Genomic DNA, 19,132 nt, shown 5'->3' on the forward strand with positions numbered 1-19,132 from the left:
TGATAGTTTCTTTTATAAAATGCTATTTATTGAAATGTACGCCAGCCAATATCTTTACGGAAGAAAAACTTCTCCCAGCTCTCCGTATTGATTGCTGCATATACTTTTTCTTGCGCTTCTTGTAATGTATCTGCCTTTGCTGCTACGAGCAACACACGACCACCATTACCTACATATGTGCCATCTACAAGCTTTGTGCCTGCATGGTACACCGCATAATTTTCGCTAATTGCTTGTAGGTTAGGCAATGCATTGCCTTTTTCTACATCACCTGGATAGCCTTCTGCTGCAATGACTACACCTAACACCGCTTCATTTGACCATTGTAAATCGAAGTATTTTTCAGCCATTAATGCTTGCATAAATAAGCCAAAATCAGATGTCATACGCGGTAAGACAACCTGTGTTTCTGGATCGCCAAAGCGAGCGTTAAACTCGATTACTTTCGGACCTTTTGCTGTTAAAATGAGTCCTGCATAAAGAATACCTGTGAAGGATACACCTTCTTCCTCCATCGCTTTGACAGTTGGCTCCACAATTTCAATATAGGCTTTTGAAATGAGCTCCTGTGGGATTTGCGGTACTGGCGAATAGGCACCCATCCCTCCTGTATTCGGTCCTTTGTCGCCGTCATATGCTCGCTTATGATCCTGTGCAATAACCATTGGGTAAATTTGTCCTTTATGTACAAATGACATAAATGAAAACTCTTCGCCATCTAAAAACTCCTCAATGACAACACGTGAAGAAGAATCACCAAAGCGTTGGTTACCAATCATATCATTGACTGCATCAATCGCCTCTTGCTCTGTCATTGCGACGATAACTCCTTTACCAGCCGCTAAACCATCTGCCTTCACGACAATTGGTGCGCCCTGCTCTTGAATATAGGCAATGGCTGGCGCCGCCTCTGTAAATGTTGCATATGCTGCTGTTGGAATATTATATTTTTGCATCAGCTCTTTCGCATACGATTTAGAGCCCTCAATTTGTGCTGCTGCCTTTGTTGGCCCAAAAATGGTTAATCCTTCTCGTTGAAAATAATCTACAATTCCAGCTGCCAATGGCTGCTCTGGGCCTACAAATGTTAAATCAATTTTGTGCTCTTTGACAAATGTGACAAGTGCTGCAAAATCCATTGCATCAATTGCTACTAGCTCTGCATCTGCACACATTCCATCATTCCCTGGTGCAACAAATACTTTTTCTACTGATGGCGCAATGCTAAACTGCTTCGCAATCGCATGCTCGCGACCACCACTTCCAATTACAAGAACCTTCATCTTTTGCAACCTCCTATTTTATCTGCGAATTTTTATCATATATCTGCGTTTTTCAGTCGGTTATCTGCGAAATTTCATCACTTATCTGCGAACAAAAAAACGCCCGCTATTATAGCGAGCGTTTTTTATCACTATTTGAACAGCGTGCGTATCCGACCAAAATAGGCTGCTGTTTAAAATAGATAGGGTGCGATTGATATCCCCCGGCCAAAGTGGATCATCAAATCGCTCTTGCTTTCTTAGAAAGCATTTTCGATAACGCTTCTATTACTCCCCGACCAAAAGTAGCAATGAAACATTATTTTATTATACCCGCTCCCTTATACTTATGCTATTATTTTTTAATGTTTGAAGTGGCGTACGCCTGTAAAGACCATTGCAATGCCATATTCATTTGCTTTATCAATCGAATCTTGATCTTTAATTGAACCACCTGGTTGAATAATAGCCGTAATACCTGCCGCATGTGCTGCTTCCACTGTGTCGCTCATCGGGAAAAATGCATCGGATGCTAATGCTGCACCCTGTGCTTTTTCACCTGCCTGTTCGAAGGCAATTTTTGCTGCGCCTACACGATTCATTTGTCCTGCACCAACACCTAAAGTCATTTGACTATCTGCCACAACGATAGCATTTGATTTAACGTGCTTGACAACCGCCCAGCCTAATTTTAAGGCACTCCATTCCTCTTCTGTAGGCTCACGGTCTGTTACAACGTTAATTGTCGCATCGCTAAAGCCGTAACGGTCTGGCTCCTGTACAAGTAAGCCACCCTCTACTGACACGACATTAAACTGATCTTGCTTTGCTTGCGAGAAGTCAATTGTCATTAAGCGGATGTTTTTCTTCGCCGTTAAAATTTCTAACGCCTCCGCTGTAAATGAAGGTGCGATAATAATTTCTAAGAAAATACCGCTTAATTTTTCAGCCGTTGCTTGATCTACTTCTTTGTTTAATGCGATAATACCACCGAAAATAGATGTTGCATCAGCTTCATATGCCTTGTTAAACGCCTCTTCAATCGTCGCACCTGTACCAACACCGCATGGGTTCATATGCTTGACTGCTACCGCAGCAGGCATCTCAAATTCCTTAACAATTTGCAGTGCTGCATTGGCATCTTGAATATTATTGTAAGAAAGCTCTTTGCCGTGTAATTGCTCTGCAAAGGCGATAGAGAAATCCGAGCCTAAACGCTTTTGATAAAATGCCGCTTTTTGGTGTGGGTTTTCCCCATAACGTAGGCTTTGCTTTAATTCATATGTTAACGTTAAGTTTTCTGGGAAGTCTTCTTCTGTTAAGTAATTTGAAATGTATGAATCGTACGTTGCTGTATGGCGGAATACTTTTGCAGCTAGCTTGCGACGTGTGGCAAGTGTCGTTGCACCATTCGCCTTTAATTCCTCTAGCACTTGTGCATAGTCAGCTGCATCTACAATTACTGTTACATATTGATGATTTTTCGCGGCTGAACGTAGCATCGTTGGACCACCAATATCAATGTTTTCGATTGCATCATCGAATGTTACATTAGGCTTTGAAATTGTCTCAACAAACGGATATAAGTTGACGCAAACAATTTCAATTGGCTCAATGCCATGCTCATTCATTTGTGCTTGATGTGAGGCATCATCAAATTTCCCTAAAAGTCCACCATGAATCATTGGATTTAACGTTTTCACACGACCATCTAAAATTTCTGGAAACTTCGTTACTTCATCGACTGCTGTTACAGGTACGTTATTGTCTTGTAACATGCTTTTCGTACCACCAGTTGACAAAATTTCATAACCTAATGTGACTAATTCTTTTGCAAATTGTAAAATACCTTCTTTATTCGAAACACTAATCAGTGCACGTTTACTCACGATAAAATCCTCCAATGTATGTTGAAAATATTCGGACTGTCAGAGAAAGACCAACAGCCTCTAAATTTAGCCCGCATTAACGGTAGCTATAGCTGTCCACGAAAGCTAACAATCAGTGGGAATGACGAACATCCCCACTTCACTTTATTGAAATAATTGCTTCAATGTTGCTGTATATAGCTTGTGCTCTGCTTGATGGATACGCGTCTCTGTCTCTTCACGAGAGCCCGCTACGTCAACTGCAACTTGTGCAATAATTGGCCCTGTATCCATGCCTGCATCGACAAAATGAACTGTAACACCTGTCACTTTCACACCATGTTCAATCGCTTGACCAATCGCATCTTTACCTGGGAAAGATGGCAGTAAAGAAGGGTGAATATTGACAATGCGATTTGGGAATGCCGTTAACAATGTTTCGCCAATTAAGCGCATATAGCCTGCTAATACGACCCATTCAATACTTTTCTCTTGTAAAGCGTCAACAATTGCCTGCTCATAATGTGCTTTTGATGCAAATGTTTTTGGTGCTAGCTTTAGCACTGGTATATTGAATTGCTTAGCGCGTGTTACAACAAATGCTCCTGGCTTATCTGTCACAACAAGCTCAATACGGGCATTCAGCTCTCCACGTTCAATGCTTTCAGCGATAGCTTGAAAATTGCTACCACTGCCTGAAGCAAATACTGCTATTTTTTTCATTACACTAAACTCCCGTCATGCTCACCGTTGAAAACAACGCCCTCACCTTTAACAACACGACCAATAACATATGCTTTTTCACCATTTGCTTCAACCGCTTCAAGCACTTTATCTGCATCTGTTGATGGTACAGCGATAACAAAGCCAATGCCCATGTTGAATACATTGTATAAATCTTTATCAGCAAGCTGTCCCTTGTCTTTTAAAAATTCAAAGATTGGCAATACTGGCCAAGAGCCTAAATCAATTTCCGTTGCAAGACCTTCTGGCATCATACGTGGTAAGTTTTCATAGAAGCCACCACCTGTAACATGGGCACAGCCATGTACATCAGCCGCTTTAATCGCTGCCAATACTGGCTTCGCATAAAGCTTCGTTGGCACTAATAATGCCTCACCGATCGGACCTAACGCCTCATAGCCTTCCACTACTTGATCAACTGCGTAACCATTATCCGCAAAAACAATTTTACGCACTAATGAATAACCATTTGAGTGAACGCCACTTGAAGCAATCCCTACAAGCACGTCACCTTCTGTAATTTTTTCACCTGTAATGATGGCACTCTTTTCGCATGCACCTACTGCAAAGCCTGCTAAATCGTATTCATCTTCCTCATAAAGCCCTGGCATCTCAGCTGTTTCCCCACCGATTAATGCCGCGCCTGATTGCACACAGCCATCTGCCACACCTTTAACGATTTGCTCAATTTTAGCTGGCTCCGCTTTGCCAACAGCTACATAGTCTAGGAAATATAATGGCTCTGCGCCTTGTGCCACGATATCATTCACACACATCGCCACACAGTCGATACCGATTGTGTCATGCTTATCAACCATGAATGCTAGCTTTAATTTCGTACCAACACCATCTGTACCTGAAATTAACACAGGCTCTTTTAAATTCAATGTAGATAAATCAAACATGCCACCAAAGCCACCGAATGTACCCATTACACCTAAACGGTTTGTACGTTCAACGTGTGATTTCATTCGCTTTACAGCTTCATAGCCGGCCTCAATATTTACGCCTGCTTGTTCATATGCTTTCGACATGCGAAAAGCGCCCCCTTTATTGGTTAACTATCATGGGAGTGTCCAAAAAGTGACATAACACACCACTTCTCAGACACTTTTTCCTATTTTGTTGAAACGGTATCTTACTTAATAAAAGTACTTATCTTTTAAAAATTTGAAATATTGAGTTTAGCAATCTTTCTCTCAATTTTAGCCTAATAACTCTTTTTCATGTGGTAATAGCGTGTCTGGGAAAATTTCAGTTGGATATTTTCCTGTAAAGCAGGCTAAGCATAAACCACGATTAGCGTCCTCGAATGGACGTGCAATTGACTCAATCATGCCCTCTGCTGATAAAAATGTTAATGAATCTGCCTCAATCGCTTGTCGAATTTCTTCAACATTATGGCTTGCTGCAATTAGTTCTTCGTGTGTTGATGTATCAATACCATAGAAGCAAGGGTCTGTCATCGGCGGTGATGAAATGACAACATGTACCTCTGCCGCACCTGCCTCTTTCAGCATTCGAACAATACGACGTGACGTTGTACCGCGCACAATTGAATCATCTACCATAATAACGCGCTTATCTTTTACAACTTGCACAACTGGAGACAATTTCATTTTCACACCGCGCTCACGCAGTTCCTGTGTTGGTTGAATAAATGTACGGCCAACATAGCGATTTTTAATTAAACCAAGCTCATACGCAATGCCGCTTTCTTCTGCAAAACCAATTGCCGCAGAAATACTTGAATCCGGTACCCCTGTTACAACATCGCCTTCAATATGCGCACATTCACGTGCTAATTGTTTCCCCATGCGCTTACGTGCCATATGGACATTGATGCCATCAATATCGGAATCTGGTCGTGCTAAATAAACGTATTCCATCGCACACATTGCACGTCCCTGCATATCAACAAAGCGGTCAGATGTTACACCTTTATCATTAATAATTAATAGCTCACCAGGCTCAACTGAACGGACAAATTCCGCACCAATTAAATCGAATGCACATGTTTCAGAGGCAACAACCCAGCCATCGCCAAGTTTCCCTAAAGATAACGGGCGTAAGCCGTGCGGATCGCGTGCTACAAGCATCTCTTCCTTCGTCATGACAAGTAAAGAATATGCGCCCTTTAATAAATTCAGCGCCTCTTTCACTTTTGCACGGAATGGTGATAGCTTACTTTTCTTGATTAAATGCGCTACTACCTCCGTATCAGAGCTTGAATGGAAAATGCTTCCTTGACGCTCTAAATATTGCTTTAAATGATTAGCGTTTACGAGATTTCCGTTATGAGCAATCGCTAAGCTGCCCGTTGACGAATGGAATAATAACGGCTGAACATTTTCCATACCGCTACCGCCTGCAGTTGCATAACGTACATGGGCAATTGCTGCTTTTCCGTTTACTTTTCTTAATTTATCTTCATTAAATACTTCGCTTACTAAGCCTTCACCTTTTACTGCACGTAACCCTTCACCATCTGTTACAACGATACCAGCACCCTCTTGTCCGCGGTGTTGCAGGGCATGTAAGCCATAATAACTAAGGTGTGCAGGACTTGAGTTACCCCAAATCCCAAATACACCACATTCCTCGTTTAAGCCTCTGATTTCAGCAAGCATGGAATTGCTCCTTTCCAAGCAGAACGGAATTCTTCCACTGTTCCTTCTACAAGAGTAGATGTTTCCCCATTAATTGTAATTGTTGAATCGTCTGTTACTGTACCAATTTTCTTTGCATCTGCTACTACTGCTTCAAAGCTTGCTGCATTTTCTGCTTTCACCGTTACGATAAAGCGTGATTGTGATTCAGCAAATAATGCTGTTGTTGCAGAGCCTTCAAGTGTTACATTGACACCAAGACCTTTCGCTGCAAATGTTTTTTCAGCTAAAGCAACGGCTACGCCACCTTCTGCAACATCGTGTGCTGATTGTACAAGTCCGTCGCGAATTGCTGCTAATAATGCCGCTTGACGTGCTGCTTCTACTTCTAAATCAATTGTTGGTGCTTGTCCTGAAATTGCACCCTCTAATAGTTTTTGAAGCTCTGAGCCACCAAATTCTGTCGTCGTTTCACCGATTAAGTAAATAACGTCACCTGCTGCCTTCACTTCTTGTGTTGTCACATGTGCCAAGTCTTTGACTAAGCCAACCATACCGATTGTTGGCGTCGGATAAACTGCTTCGCCTGAGCGCTCATTATACATTGATACGTTACCACCAATTACTGGTGCATTTAATGCTAAACATGCTGCTGAAATACCATCAGCGGATTTTTGAATTTGCCAGAAGATTTCTGGTTTTTCAGGATTACCAAAGTTTAAGCAGTCTGTAATTGCTAAGGGCTCACCACCAGAACATACGATGTTACGTGCTGCCTCTGCTACCGCAATTTTACCGCCTGTTTCCGGGTCTAGGTAAATATAACGAGAGTTACAGTCTGTAGTCATCGCTAAACCTTTATTTGTGCCACGCACGCGCAATACTGCTGCATCCGAACCTGGTGCTACCACCGTATTTGTACGTACTTGGTAATCATATTGGTCATAAACCCACTCTTTTGAAGCAATTGTTGGTGCTTGTAAAAGAGCTGTTAACGTTTCTTTATAGTTTGTTACAGCAGGCTCTGCATTTTCCATCGCTTGGAATTCAGCGAAGTATGCTGGCTCTGCATCTGGCATATTGTAAACAGGTGCGTCCTCTGCAAGTGCATCTGCTAATACTTCCGCTACTACTTCACCTTTATGCAATAAGCGAAGCATTTTATCATCTGTTACACGCCCTACTGCTACCGCATCTAAATCGTATTTTTCAAAGATTGCTTTAATTTCTTCTTCGCGACCTGCTTTAACAACGATTAACATACGTTCTTGTGACTCTGATAGCATCATTTCATAAGCTGTCATATTTGTTTCACGTTGTGGTACTAAATCTAAGTTCATCTCTACACCAGTACCAGCTTTTGAAGCCATCTCTGCTGAAGATGAAGTTAAACCAGCTGCACCCATATCTTGAATTCCAACTAACGCATCTGATTTGACAACTTCTAAACAAGCTTCAAGAAGTAGCTTTTCCATGAATGGGTCACCAACTTGTACTGCTGAACGCTTCTCGTCTGCTTCTTCTGATAACTCTTCAGAAGAGAATGTGGCACCATGAATGCCATCGCGCCCTGTTTTTGCACCTACATACATCACTGTGTTGCCGACACCAGCCGCTACACCTTTTTGAATATCTTTATGATCGATTAAGCCAACACACATGGCATTGACAAGTGGGTTACCTTCATAGCAAGGGTCGAATTGAATTTCACCACCAACTGTTGGAATACCGATACAGTTGCCATAGCCTGCAATACCAGCAACAACTTCCTCAAATAAATATTTCCCACGCGCTGATTTTAACTCACCAAAGCGTAAAGAGTTTAACATTGCAATTGGACGTGCACCCATTGAGAATACATCGCGGATAATTCCGCCAACGCCTGTTGCTGCACCTTGGTATGGCTCGATTGCTGATGGGTGGTTATGCGATTCCATTTTGAAAACAACCGCTTGCTCATCACCGATATCAACAATCCCTGCACCCTCACCAGGACCTTGTAATACTTGAGGGCCTTTTGTTGGGAATTTACGTAATACAGGCTTCGATTTTTTGTATGAGCAGTGCTCTGACCACATAACAGAGAATAATCCGATTTCCGTCCAGTTCGGCTTGCGGCCACCTAGTTTTTCAACAGCTAAATCATACTCTGCATCTGTCATCCCCATGTCTGCATAAAGACGTTGCTCTTTAATTTGCTCTGGTGTTGGCTCGAAATTATTTGTTGACATGTTGTTCCCCCCACTGCTTCACAATTGATTTGAATAATTTTAAACCGTCTGCGCCGCCTACGATTTCATTTGCCGCACGCTCAGGGTGTGGCATCATACCAAGTACATTGCCTTGTTCATTGACAATACCTGCAATATCAGCTAGAGAACCGTTTGGATTGTCATTTGAATATGTGAAAGCAATTTGATTATTTGCCTTTAATTTAGCTAAAGTTTCTTCATCACAGTAGTAGTTTCCTTCGCCATGTGCGATTGGAATATTGATTACTTCATTTGCTTCATATTCGTTTGTAAATAATGTGTTGTTATTTTCAACTTTTAACTGAACTGTACGACACATGAATTTTAAGTTTTTATTACGTAACAATGCGCCTGGTAACAGACCCGCTTCCGTTAAGATTTGGAATCCATTACATACGCCTAATACTGGCTTACCTTGTGCAGCAAACTCTTTTAAAGCAGTCATAATATTTGATTGGTTTGCCATCGCTCCACAGCGTAAGTAGTCACCGTATGAGAAGCCTCCTGGTACTAATGCCCCATCAAAGCCCTCTAAAGATGTTTCTGTATGCCAAACGTATTCTACTTCTTCACCTAGTTCATCCTTAATCGCGTGATACATATCGATATCACAGTTCGATCCTGGGAAAACGAGCACTGCAAATTTCATGGATTAAGCCTCCTCGACTTCATAGCGATAGTTTTCGATTACTGTGTTTGTTAACACCTTTTCACACATTTCTTTAACGATTGTATCGATATCACGCGTTGTCTCACCGATTGTTAACTCTAAATATTTCCCGATACGTAAGTCCGCTACTTCCTCATAGCCTATTTTCTTTAAAGAGCCTTGAACTGCTGAGCCTTGTGGATCTAAAATACTTTCTTTTAGTGTTACGTAAATTTTTACTTTTTTCATGATTAGTTGCCTCCAAGTTTAGTTAAAATAATTTCATATACTTCTGTTAAACTACCTAAATCACGGCGGAATACGTCTTTGTCTAGCTTACGTTTTGTTTCGGCATCCCATAAACGACACGTATCTGGTGAAATTTCATCCGCTAATAATACTTCGCCCTCTGCATCAATACCAAACTCTAGCTTAAAATCTACTAATATAACGCCAACCTCTTCAAAAATTGGACGCAACACTTCATTTACTCGCAAGCTATTATCATATAATGCTTGTACTTGCTGCGCTGTAGCAATACCGAGCACATCAATATGCTCCGTCGTTATCAATGGATCGCCTAGCTCATCATCCTTGTAGTAAAATTCCACAATTGGACGTACAAGCGGCGTACCCTCTTCAAAGCCTAGACGTTTTGCTAGGCTCCCTGCCGCAATATTGCGCACAACTACTTCGATAGGGATAATGTCTACTTTGCGCACAAGCTGTTCATTATCAGATAAGCTTTTAATGAAATGTGAAGCAATGCCTTGTGCTTGCAGCTTTTCAAAAATAAGCGTTGTAATGCGATTATTTAAAATGCCTTTACCTTGAATTTCTTCTTTTTTCTCACCATTAAATGCTGTTGCGCTATCTTTATATTCTACAAAAAGAATGTTATCGTCCTCAGTTGCGTATAATCGTTTTGCCTTACCTTCGTATAATAGCTGACCTTTATTCATTGCGGATTCCCCCTGCGATTAATTTAAGCCTAATCGTTCAAAAATCATATCAACATGCTGAATATGATAGTTATAGTCAAAGCAATCATCAATTTCTGCTGGCGATAAATGCGCTGTGATTTTGTCGTTCGCTTCTACTAATGGACGGAATGCCGTTTGCTCATCCCATGCGCGCGCTGTTAATGGCTGCACTGTATCATATGCTTCTTCACGTGCTAAACCTTTATCAATCAAAGCTAGTAAAATGCGCTGTGAATAAATAAGACCAAATGTGCGATCCATGTTGCGCTTCATATTTTCAGGGAATACCGTTAAGTTTTTCACAATATTACCGAAACGGTTTAACATATAGTTCAATGTAATGGTTGCATCTGGGATAATAACGCGTTCCGCAGATGAATGGGAAATATCACGCTCATGCCATAGTGCTACATTTTCATAAGCCGTTAGCATATAGCCACGCATTAATCTTGCCATCCCTGTCATATTTTCTGAGCCGATTGGATTGCGTTTATGTGGCATTGCTGATGAGCCTTTTTGTCCTTTGCCAAACGCTTCCTCTACTTCACGCTGCTCTGATTTTTGTAAGCCACGCACTTCTGTCGCAAACTTTTCAACTGATGTAGCAATTAATGATAGCGTTGCGAAATATTGTGCATGACGGTCGCGCTGTAATGTTTGTGTTGAAATTGGTGCAGCCGCTAATCCTAGCTTGTCACACACATATTGCTCTACACGAGGATCAATATTGGCATATGTGCCAACAGCCCCGCTCATTTTACCTGTTTCGATAATTTTCGCCGCAGCCTCAAAGCGCTCCAAATTACGTTTCATTTCCTCATGCCATAGCGCAAGCTTCAAGCCGAATGTCGTTGGCTCTGCATGGACCCCATGTGTACGTCCCATCATTACCGTGTATTTATGCTCTTTTGCCTTTTCAGCAATAATGTCAATAAAGTTGTGTAAATCTTTACGTAAAATGTCGTTGGCCTGTTTAATTAAATAAGAAAGTGCTGTATCTACAACATCTGTTGAAGTCAGTCCATAATGTACCCATTTGCGTTCCTCACCAAGCGTTTCTGATACGGCACGTGTGAACGCTACTACATCATGACGCGTTTCTTCTTCGATTTCTAAAATGCGATTGACATCAAATGAAGCATTTGCGCGAATTTTCGCTACGTCCTCTTTTGGAATATCGCCAATTTCAGCCCATGCCTCACATGCTAAAATTTCAACTTCTAGCCATGCTTGGTATTTGTTTTGTTCTGTCCAAATTGCGCCCATTTCTGGTCTTGTGTAACGTTCAATCATTGTTGTTTTGCTCCCTTTATTCTGACCAAATGCCAGAGTTTTGAATTTGCTGTAGTGTCGTCTCAATCGACTCTGTCATAATTGTAACATGCCCCATTTTACGATTCACTTTTGCTTCTGATTTTCCATAAAGATGCACAGACCAATCTGGATATTTCGCAATTGAATTTGTTAATGGAATGACATGCTGCCCTAAAATATTAATTGAAACGGTTGGTGCCCATAGCTTCGGCTGACGTAATGGCCAACCACATACCGCACGAATATGTTGTCCAAATTGCGAAATATTACACGCCTCAATTGAATAATGCCCTGAATTATGCGGTCTTGGTGCTAGCTCATTAATGACCAGTTCGCCATTTTCTAAAACAAACATTTCCACAGCTAATGTACCAACTAGCTTTAAAGAATCAGCAATTTTTGTCGCTGCTTCTGTCGCTTTTTCATAAGTCGTTTCTGCAATGCGTGCTGGTACAATCGTTTCATGTAAAATATGATGCACATGAATATTTTCACCAACAGGTAAGCAGCATGTTTGTCCTTGCCCATTGCGTTGCACAATGACTGAGATTTCTTTTTCAAAAGGAACAAAGCCTTCTGCAATACATACAGAATGTTCAAATAACCCTTTCACTAATGGTAAATCTTCTGCTGATGTTAAAAGCTGTTGTCCTTTTCCATCATAGCCCCCGCGCGCTGTTTTCACGATGCATGGATAACCGATTGTATCAATTTGCGCCACAAGCTCTTCGTAGCTTTCTGCTACAACATAAGGTGCTACAGGACAACCTGCCTCCACAATTGCTGCCTTTTCTGTTACGCGGTTTTGGGTAATACGTACAAGCTCCGCACCTTGTGGCACATAAGCAATTTGCGTTAATCGCTTTAAGCCTTCATAATCAATATTTTCAAATTCATATGTGATAACATCGCTCACTTCCGCTAATTCTTCCAATGCTGCTTCATCATCATATGCCGCTACAATTCTAATATCAGCAACTTGTCCACATGGTGAATCCATTGCAGGCTCTAAAACAGCAATTTTAAAGCCTGCTTCCTTTGCTGCTAAAGCCATCATACGCCCTAATTGACCGCCACCAATAATGCCGATTGTTTGCCCTGGATAAATAACTTTCGTCACTGTAGTTCACCTGTGCTTTCTAACACTTGTGCTTTAATTGTTTCACGACGTTTTTCTAAACGCTCTGCAAGCTCTGTATCTGTTGTAGATAAAATTTGTGCCGCTAATAAGCCTGCATTCGTTGCACCAGCTTTACCAATCGCTACCGTTGCAACAGGCACACCACCCGGCATTTGAACGATCGATAATAAAGAATCTAAACCGTTTAATGCTTTTGATTGCACTGGCACGCCGATTACTGGCAATGTTGTTTTTGCCGCTACCATCCCTGGTAAATGTGCTGCACCTCCAGCACCTGCAATAATTACTTGAATGCCGCGTCCTCGTGCTGCCTCTGCATACTCAAACATTAAATCAGGTGTACGATGTGCTGACACTACTTGTTTTTCATAAGGCACTTGTAGCTCTTCCAATATATCGCATGCATGCTTCATCGTTTCCCAATCGCTAGAACTTCCCATAATAACGCCAATTTTAGGACTCATTATTCGCACTCCTTAATAATTTGAATTAAAAAAATCCTCGAACAGTTTGCTTTCTATGTACTAGAAAGCAAACTACTCAAGGATTGAACACGAAAAGAACTTTGCTTTCCTTATTCCATTCCCAATGTGAATAGTTGCTTCCCTACATAGTCCGGAATTTACGGTACCGGGTAGAAACACTAAAGCCATATCCTTTAGCATATATGAGGGTAAATGTTTTCTTGTTCATATTTTATCAAGCATTTTCTATAAAAGCAACGCAAAAATGCGAACGATAAATTTTCAGAAAACAATAATGTTCGTGTTTTAGAACTATTCTTCTCGTAGTATACCTTTAAATTGTATTTTTTGGCGCAAGTACGTAGGTTCACCATCCACTAAATGAAACAAAGGCTCCTCTTTCCGCCCACATACAGAATAACCATCCTCGCTCATTCTCTGTAGACATTGCTCAATCGTTTCATCCTCCTGTACCTCATACCAAACTTGTTTCTTTGACAATCGTTTTCATCCTTCCAATCATATATGCTGTTTCTACTATACCATGAAAATGTGTCAAATGTTTGTCACTTCTGTAAAGCTATTATGCCTCAGTGTAATTTCTTCAGATGTTTAGACGCCCTTGAATCAAAATAAGCGTTCGAGATATGCCACATCAATGGAGCTTCCTTTTATTTTATAAAGTGCCTTGTTATAAATGATTGTATTAGGTTCAGTCATTGTAAATTGTTGCCCTTTACCTTTTTCTGTATAAAGCTTTAATGAATAATGATATCCCTTTAAATCTTTTGCAGATTGCTCCTTTTGTATTGTAAGCTTGCTCAAGCTTGTTAACAGCTGTGAAATTTGCTCTCGATTCATAATTTCTACATGTTGCCCTGTATGACCATTTGTCATTTCGATTTTCACCACGTCTTTTGCATCAACCTTGATTAGCTTTTGCGGAATATAAGAAACACCAGTTATCACTGTCACAACACATACAATTAATATACAACTCGCCATTATCTTTCGTTTCATTTCTAGAGCCTCCTTTCCATATTTGACGAATGCTGAAAATTTTCGTTTCAAAAAGAAGAAACTTATCTATACTAATAACGTCTATATGTTTCAGTAAAACGAATGGAGATTAGATATGCAAAAACGAACAAAACCTAAAATGCAGACATGGAAAAAGGTTGTATTATATTTAATTGTCCTATTCATCATCGGAGCAGCTAGCTACGGTGCATACACATACTACTCCTTCCAAAAAGCTGTAGAAAAAATGCAAAAGCAGGATCACCCTAATAACACTGAAGTCGCCGTTTCAGATAAGCTTCCTCATATCGACCCATTTTCTGTTCTGCTATTAGGCATCGATGAACGTGAACATGATACAGGTAGAACAGACACTATGATTGTCGTCACCGTAAATCCAGAGAAAAAAAGTGTGAAAATGTTAAGCATTCCACGCGATGCTCGTGTCGAAATTGTTGGCAACAACACTGTTGAAAAAATTAATCACGCTTATGCACGAGGTGGCATTCCGATGTCCATTGCGACAGTAGAAAATATTTTAAATATACCTATTGATTATTATATAGCCGTAAATATGGAAGGGTTTTTACAAATTATTGATGTCTTAGGTGGCGTTACAGTCAATAACGATATCGATTTATCCCATCAACAATACACATTCCCTAAAGGTGAAGTGACACTAGATGGTGAAGAAGCGCTTATTTTCACACGTATTCGCTACGAAGACCCGCGCGGTGATTTTGGCAGACAATTGCGCCAAAAGCAATTAATTGAAGCGATCGCAGCAAAAGCAGCAAGTCCATCTACGTTATTAAAGCTAAACGATATTTTCGATGTGTTAGGCGATAACGTACAAATGAATTTTCCAATGAACAATTTGTATCAATTGCAAAAGCTTTATTCTAATTTAAATAAGGACATCGATCAGCTCCAATTCGAAAAAGGAGATGGTCAACGAATCGACACACTGTGGTACTATCTATTTGATGAGCAAGAGTTAATGGATGTTAGCAATAATCTACAGCAACATTTAGCAGTTGAGTAATAATAAAAAACCTGAGCGATTTAACTGCTCAGGTTTTTTAAGATACGCTTAGTTGTGCTTAATAAGCATTGTTTAGAAAATTGGTTCTTTTAAAATATTATATTTAATCAAATCTTCTTGTTTAAAATAAATCTTCCCTCTTTCAACTTTAATTGTAATGCCTTCATACACTCCTGGAACTGGATTCGTCATGAAATCATCTGGTAAACTCGGCATTTTATAGATAATAACAACACCCGTTCTCCCTACTGAATAGAATTCTTTTCGTTCAGGACCATAACGATTCGCACCATATGCCGCAAACGAAATCCCGTTTTAGACCAAATTAGTTATAGATACCCAATCTTTTGGTATATATTCAAAATCAGATGATGATGAGAATGAGTATCTATTATATTCTGGATAAATAGCTTTGTTTAAATCATCGCTAAGATATATAACCTCTGTATTCGTCAGCATTTTCAAATACTCAGGTGTTGCATAATATTTCCCTTTTATATAAACAACATTCCCTTTTAAAACTTGTGTTATAAGTGTTTTTGCACTTGATGTAGAATATGGCACATACTCATTTTTATTAAATTTAAACGTATGAGCATTAATTGTTTTTGTTTTTTTATCCCATTCTACTGTAAAATCTGCAGATTCTAAAATGGCTTTTAAGGCCTTGAAAGGTACATACACTTTACCGTCTTTCTTTACTGCCACTGCGTTCAAAGCTATCTCTATATTATTATTGTAAAAATAGCTTTCACCAACAGGTACCTCAATTCGATCATGCTCTGTCACTACGATAGCCGTATTATTTGCCTTATCAAATCCAATCGCTGCCCCCGTTGCTTTCATTATTGGATTGAAAGGTACCATATTAATTCCCTTTTTATCAGCATATGGATAGCCTGTTTTGCTTGTGAAAACAACTGATTTCCCATTGACAATTACACCAGCCGGCGCACTATTCGCCGCCATAGCTTTATCACCAATCATCATGACTAGCATTACTATTAACATACACCCAATGAAGCTTTTGTATATTTTACTCAATTTGAACACCTCATTAAATATGATTATTTATACTATAGCACCAATAATATACTATTTCACTTCCCATTCCAATGCCTTTACTACAAGATTATTCATAAACGCTTCCTTACCTTTTTGATATTGATATGTATTATTCGGAAATTTCTTCGCCAATGCTATCTTTAAATCTCCATATTTTTTTGCTTCTTGATGATGATAAATTAAATAGTTTTTAAATTGTAAATGCTTGTTAATATTCTCATTTCCTATTTGAAAAATATGAACATGATGCGTTCTTTTCTTTTTACCCTTCACAAAATACTTTCTACCAGTTATCCCATTTTCACCTTTTGCTTCATATTCAAAATCTAGCATTTTATCGTTATATCTATCAATATTGCTGATATTTTTAACTACAATTAAAATATCTATTATTGGTTTTGCATAGCCTATTGCTTGTACAGATGTGCTACCTATATGAAAGATATTTATTATTTCATGCTCAAAGATTCTGCTCAGTATTTCAGCTTCTATCATGTATAATTTATCCCATTCTTTTGTCCAAGGAACAATTTCTGTTTTTCTCACTTAAATTCCCCTCAAATCTTTGGGAAAGCGCCATGGTCATAGCTCTCTTTCATTGCAAAAACAAAATCATTGGAATGACCAGTAGCAAGATACCCAACAATCAAATAAATATCATCTGATAAATAAGCAGCCAAATCCGGGTGACCCGTCTGCTTGATAATAGTTTTGTAAAATTGCTCTTGAGCAAGGCTCTGTAGCTCCTCTAATTGCCTTTTTACTTCTTTATTGTCCAAGCTTTCAATAATTGCTGTAAAATTATTATGTACCTTCATCCATTGTGAATCGAATGGTTCTTCGTCCCTTTGCTCCAAATAGTAATCGATCTCACTGACATCAGCATATTTTGAATCAATTTTAAACGTTGTTAATGACTTTATCCAAGAAGAAACATTCATCAATACATCCCCCTTCTGCTTAAAAATGCTCTAGCAATGCTCGCCAAATTTCTATCTTGGTACCACAAGAAGGACAATCTACTTCGCCAGCCAAATACGGTAAATCACGAGTAAGCTCTTTTTCATCAATCATTGCTACTCTTTCTGATAACATCGCTTGTTCCACATCTAAAAATTCATCTATAGGAATAACTGGATGAGCCTCTTGCTCCTCTTCAAACACAGGGTCTTGTGCAAAAGCCTCTATACAGCCGTGCCTATCATTAGGCCACAAATAGGCTTCTTGCTTACACATTGGACATACAACAATATACTCGTCCACAAATGTCATTAGTATATTTGCCACTTGATGTGCACCTCTGTATGCTGCATCAGCAACAAGCACATAACGTTTCTCTGAATCTTCTAAAGTATAAGCATATGCAAATACTTCTTCCCATAGCAATGCTATCTCATGTATTGCTTTAATATATTCACTGTAAATCTCCTCACAAATTGATGCTCCTACCTGCTCAGCTAGTGCTGTCCAATCTGCAGGAAATGGCTCTACATCATTGTCGTTGCGACTCGCCTCAATAACACCACATGTAATAAATAAATTATGTCGCACCTCTGGGTCTTTTATTGAACAAGCGATCTGTACTAAGTAAGGTACAACTGCATATGTAATTGTATAAATTGTATTTTGATGAAACAAATATTCTTCAAAAAGTTCGTCTGCTATTTCTTGATCATAGTTTTGTATTAATTGCTGCAATAATGCTGGCACATTTTCCCCTGTGCCATACGGTCCCATCAACTTTCCCCATACATTGCTATTCCATGCAAGCAAAATAAAACCCCCTTCAAATGTTAAAGTTACCGCAAAGTATAACATGAAGGAAATTATTTTACCTTTAAAAATAATTACTAGGATCATTCTTTATAATTTACGATATGAAATGCTTGAACATTTAGTGCTTATGACAAAGTCTATCGGCAAGTTTTTGTATTCTATCAGTAACTTTGATACTTCTATCGGCAAACAGTATCACCTAGGCGAAGTGATGTGCTACTCTCATAAAAGTATCTAACTACACTCCGTATTATAAGAGATTTTAATTGGGGTCAATAAGAACTCGCCCGTTTTAGGTAGAAATTCGCCCAATTATGCATTGACTTCGCCCATAAAACGGCTTGTTTCGCCCAATTTTATTAAGGGGGGATTTTTCTATATACAAAAAAACCACTGAATATTCAGTGGTCTCATTGTTGCGAAGCGATGTCCTACTCTCACAGGGGGAAACCCCCAACTACCATCGGCGCTAAAGAGCTTAACTTCCGTGTTCGGTATGGGAACGGGTGTGACCTCTTTGCCATCATCACTTCACTGTATTAAATTGGAAAGAAATTATTCTTTCAAAACTGGATAAACGGTCATTGAAACAAGTTTAGAATGTGGTTAAGTCCTCGATCGATTAGTATTCGTCAGCTCCATGTGTCGCCACACTTCCACCTCGAACCTATCTACCTCATCGTCTTTGAGGGATCTTACTTACTTGCGTAATGGGAAATCTCATCTTGAGGGGGGCTTCATGCTTAGATGCTTTCAGCACTTATCCCGTCCATACATAGCTACCCAGCGATGCCGTTGGCACGACAACTGGTACACCAGCGGTATGTCCATCCCGGTCCTCTCGTACTAAGGACAGCTCCTCTCAAATTTCCTACGCCCACGACGGATAGGGACCGAACTGTCTCACGACGTTCTGAACCCAGCTCGCTTACCGCTTTAA

19 protein-coding genes, 2 rRNA genes and 1 riboswitch (1 of these 22 running past the window's edge) are annotated in these 19,132 nt (G+C 39.8%); of the genes, 1 reads left to right on the forward strand and 20 read right to left on the reverse strand.

What is annotated here, in order from left to right; genetic code table 11:
* Nucleotides 1-26: 26 nt before the first annotated feature.
* The 14 genes from purD to M3Z76_RS07175 form a co-directional block, all read right to left on the reverse strand.
* Entirely contained in the window at nucleotides 27-1,283 is a 1,257-nt protein-coding gene (purD, locus tag M3Z76_RS07110; protein WP_293923896.1) for a phosphoribosylamine--glycine ligase, read from the reverse strand.
* 341 nt (nucleotides 1,284-1,624) lie between these two features.
* Nucleotides 1,625-3,151 (reverse strand): bifunctional phosphoribosylaminoimidazolecarboxamide formyltransferase/IMP cyclohydrolase, encoded by a 1,527-nt coding sequence (purH, locus tag M3Z76_RS07115; RefSeq protein ID WP_293923898.1) that lies wholly within the window; start codon nucleotides 3,149-3,151, stop codon nucleotides 1,625-1,627.
* 144 nt (nucleotides 3,152-3,295) lie between these two features.
* A complete protein-coding gene (gene purN, locus M3Z76_RS07120; protein ID WP_293923900.1) occupies nucleotides 3,296-3,853 on the reverse strand; it encodes a phosphoribosylglycinamide formyltransferase in 558 nt (185 codons plus the stop codon).
* Entirely contained in the window at nucleotides 3,853-4,908 is a 1,056-nt protein-coding gene (gene purM, locus M3Z76_RS07125; RefSeq protein ID WP_293923903.1) for a phosphoribosylformylglycinamidine cyclo-ligase, read from the reverse strand. Before purM ends, purN begins: the two co-directional genes overlap by 1 nt.
* A 171-nt stretch (nucleotides 4,909-5,079) precedes the next feature.
* Nucleotides 5,080-6,504, reverse strand: coding sequence for an amidophosphoribosyltransferase (gene purF / locus M3Z76_RS07130; RefSeq protein ID WP_293923904.1), 1,425 nt, complete (start codon nucleotides 6,502-6,504; stop codon nucleotides 5,080-5,082).
* On the reverse strand, nucleotides 6,480-8,714 hold the full coding sequence (gene purL, locus M3Z76_RS07135) for a phosphoribosylformylglycinamidine synthase subunit PurL (protein ID WP_293923907.1): 2,235 nt from the start codon (nucleotides 8,712-8,714) through the stop codon (nucleotides 6,480-6,482). Before purL ends, purF begins: the two co-directional genes overlap by 25 nt.
* Nucleotides 8,701-9,384, reverse strand: a complete 684-nt coding sequence (gene purQ / locus M3Z76_RS07140) for a phosphoribosylformylglycinamidine synthase subunit PurQ (protein WP_293923909.1) — start codon at nucleotides 9,382-9,384, stop codon at nucleotides 8,701-8,703. Before purQ ends, purL begins: the two co-directional genes overlap by 14 nt.
* 3 nt (nucleotides 9,385-9,387) lie before the next feature.
* The gene (gene purS / locus M3Z76_RS07145) at nucleotides 9,388-9,633 is read right to left on the reverse strand and encodes a phosphoribosylformylglycinamidine synthase subunit PurS (RefSeq protein ID WP_293923911.1); all 246 of its coding nucleotides are present in this window, start codon (nucleotides 9,631-9,633) and stop codon (nucleotides 9,388-9,390) included.
* 2 nt (nucleotides 9,634-9,635) lie between these two features.
* A complete protein-coding gene (gene purC, locus M3Z76_RS07150) occupies nucleotides 9,636-10,346 on the reverse strand; it encodes a phosphoribosylaminoimidazolesuccinocarboxamide synthase (RefSeq protein ID WP_293923913.1) in 711 nt (236 codons plus the stop codon).
* Nucleotides 10,347-10,364: 18 nt separating this feature from the next.
* The gene (gene purB, locus M3Z76_RS07155) at nucleotides 10,365-11,660 is read right to left on the reverse strand and encodes an adenylosuccinate lyase (RefSeq protein WP_293923916.1); all 1,296 of its coding nucleotides are present in this window, start codon (nucleotides 11,658-11,660) and stop codon (nucleotides 10,365-10,367) included.
* Nucleotides 11,661-11,676: 16 nt separating this feature from the next.
* The gene (gene purK / locus M3Z76_RS07160; RefSeq protein WP_293923918.1) at nucleotides 11,677-12,801 is read right to left on the reverse strand and encodes a 5-(carboxyamino)imidazole ribonucleotide synthase; all 1,125 of its coding nucleotides are present in this window, start codon (nucleotides 12,799-12,801) and stop codon (nucleotides 11,677-11,679) included.
* Nucleotides 12,798-13,286: a 5-(carboxyamino)imidazole ribonucleotide mutase gene (purE, locus tag M3Z76_RS07165; RefSeq protein ID WP_293923920.1), complete on the reverse strand. Its 489-nt coding sequence runs from the start codon at nucleotides 13,284-13,286 to the stop codon at nucleotides 12,798-12,800. Before purE ends, purK begins: the two co-directional genes overlap by 4 nt.
* Nucleotides 13,287-13,413: 127 nt before the next feature.
* A riboswitch (purine riboswitch) is annotated at nucleotides 13,414-13,513 on the reverse strand.
* Nucleotides 13,514-13,598: 85 nt separating this feature from the next.
* The gene (locus tag M3Z76_RS07170) at nucleotides 13,599-13,787 is read right to left on the reverse strand and encodes an NETI motif-containing protein (RefSeq protein ID WP_293923923.1); all 189 of its coding nucleotides are present in this window, start codon (nucleotides 13,785-13,787) and stop codon (nucleotides 13,599-13,601) included.
* Nucleotides 13,788-13,913: 126 nt separating this feature from the next.
* The gene (locus tag M3Z76_RS07175; RefSeq protein ID WP_293923925.1) at nucleotides 13,914-14,306 is read right to left on the reverse strand and encodes a hypothetical protein; all 393 of its coding nucleotides are present in this window, start codon (nucleotides 14,304-14,306) and stop codon (nucleotides 13,914-13,916) included.
* Between the two features lie 115 nt (nucleotides 14,307-14,421).
* Here M3Z76_RS07175 and M3Z76_RS07180 point away from each other — a divergent pair, with 115 nt between their 5' ends.
* Nucleotides 14,422-15,351, forward strand: coding sequence for an LCP family glycopolymer transferase (locus M3Z76_RS07180; protein WP_293923926.1), 930 nt, complete (start codon nucleotides 14,422-14,424; stop codon nucleotides 15,349-15,351).
* A 315-nt stretch (nucleotides 15,352-15,666) separates the two neighbouring features.
* On the opposite strand, the gene M3Z76_RS07185 is transcribed toward M3Z76_RS07180, so the two are convergent.
* From M3Z76_RS07185 to M3Z76_RS07210, 6 genes are all read right to left on the reverse strand, one after another.
* A complete protein-coding gene (locus M3Z76_RS07185) occupies nucleotides 15,667-16,395 on the reverse strand; it encodes a stalk domain-containing protein (RefSeq protein WP_293923929.1) in 729 nt (242 codons plus the stop codon).
* A 51-nt stretch (nucleotides 16,396-16,446) separates the two neighbouring features.
* A complete protein-coding gene (locus M3Z76_RS07190) occupies nucleotides 16,447-16,962 on the reverse strand; it encodes a GrpB family protein (protein ID WP_293923930.1) in 516 nt (171 codons plus the stop codon).
* An 11-nt stretch (nucleotides 16,963-16,973) separates the two neighbouring features.
* Nucleotides 16,974-17,357: a hypothetical protein gene (locus M3Z76_RS07195; RefSeq protein ID WP_293923932.1), complete on the reverse strand. Its 384-nt coding sequence runs from the start codon at nucleotides 17,355-17,357 to the stop codon at nucleotides 16,974-16,976.
* Between the two features lie 19 nt (nucleotides 17,358-17,376).
* Nucleotides 17,377-18,189, reverse strand: coding sequence for a hypothetical protein (locus M3Z76_RS07200; protein WP_293923935.1), 813 nt, complete (start codon nucleotides 18,187-18,189; stop codon nucleotides 17,377-17,379).
* 421 nt (nucleotides 18,190-18,610) lie between these two features.
* Nucleotides 18,611-18,726, reverse strand: a 5S ribosomal RNA gene (gene rrf / locus M3Z76_RS07205).
* A 68-nt stretch (nucleotides 18,727-18,794) separates the two neighbouring features.
* A 23S ribosomal RNA gene (locus M3Z76_RS07210) occupies nucleotides 18,795-19,132 on the reverse strand (its annotated part continues 550 nt past the right edge of the window); the annotation flags it as partial.

This window comes from Metasolibacillus sp., assembly GCF_025291715.1.
Lineage (GTDB): Bacteria > Bacillota > Bacilli > Bacillales_A > Planococcaceae > Metasolibacillus > Metasolibacillus louembei.

What these genes read in the sequence shown, in the direction of transcription:
- purD (WP_293923896.1), bottom strand. Translation starts at nt 1,283, where the DNA reads ATGAAGGTTCTTGTAATTGGAAGTGGTGGTCGCGAGCATGCGATTGCG.
- purN (WP_293923900.1), bottom strand. Translation starts at nt 3,853, where the DNA reads ATGAAAAAAATAGCAGTATTTGCTTCAGGCAGTGGTAGCAATTTTCAA.
- purM (WP_293923903.1), bottom strand. Translation starts at nt 4,908, where the DNA reads ATGTCGAAAGCATATGAACAAGCAGGCGTAAATATTGAGGCCGGCTAT.
- purF (WP_293923904.1), bottom strand. Translation starts at nt 6,504, where the DNA reads ATGCTTGCTGAAATCAGAGGCTTAAACGAGGAATGTGGTGTATTTGGG.
- purL (WP_293923907.1), bottom strand. Translation starts at nt 8,714, where the DNA reads ATGTCAACAAATAATTTCGAGCCAACACCAGAGCAAATTAAAGAGCAA.
- purQ (WP_293923909.1), bottom strand. Translation starts at nt 9,384, where the DNA reads ATGAAATTTGCAGTGCTCGTTTTCCCAGGATCGAACTGTGATATCGAT.
- purS (WP_293923911.1), bottom strand. Translation starts at nt 9,633, where the DNA reads ATGAAAAAAGTAAAAATTTACGTAACACTAAAAGAAAGTATTTTAGAT.
- purC (WP_293923913.1), bottom strand. Translation starts at nt 10,346, where the DNA reads ATGAATAAAGGTCAGCTATTATACGAAGGTAAGGCAAAACGATTATAC.
- purB (WP_293923916.1), bottom strand. Translation starts at nt 11,660, where the DNA reads ATGATTGAACGTTACACAAGACCAGAAATGGGCGCAATTTGGACAGAA.
- purE (WP_293923920.1), bottom strand. Translation starts at nt 13,286, where the DNA reads ATGAGTCCTAAAATTGGCGTTATTATGGGAAGTTCTAGCGATTGGGAA.
- M3Z76_RS07175 (WP_293923925.1), bottom strand. Translation starts at nt 14,306, where the DNA reads ATGAAACGAAAGATAATGGCGAGTTGTATATTAATTGTATGTGTTGTG.
- M3Z76_RS07180 (WP_293923926.1), top strand. Translation starts at nt 14,422, where the DNA reads ATGCAAAAACGAACAAAACCTAAAATGCAGACATGGAAAAAGGTTGTA.
- M3Z76_RS07195 (WP_293923932.1), bottom strand. Translation starts at nt 17,357, where the DNA reads ATGAATGTTTCTTCTTGGATAAAGTCATTAACAACGTTTAAAATTGAT.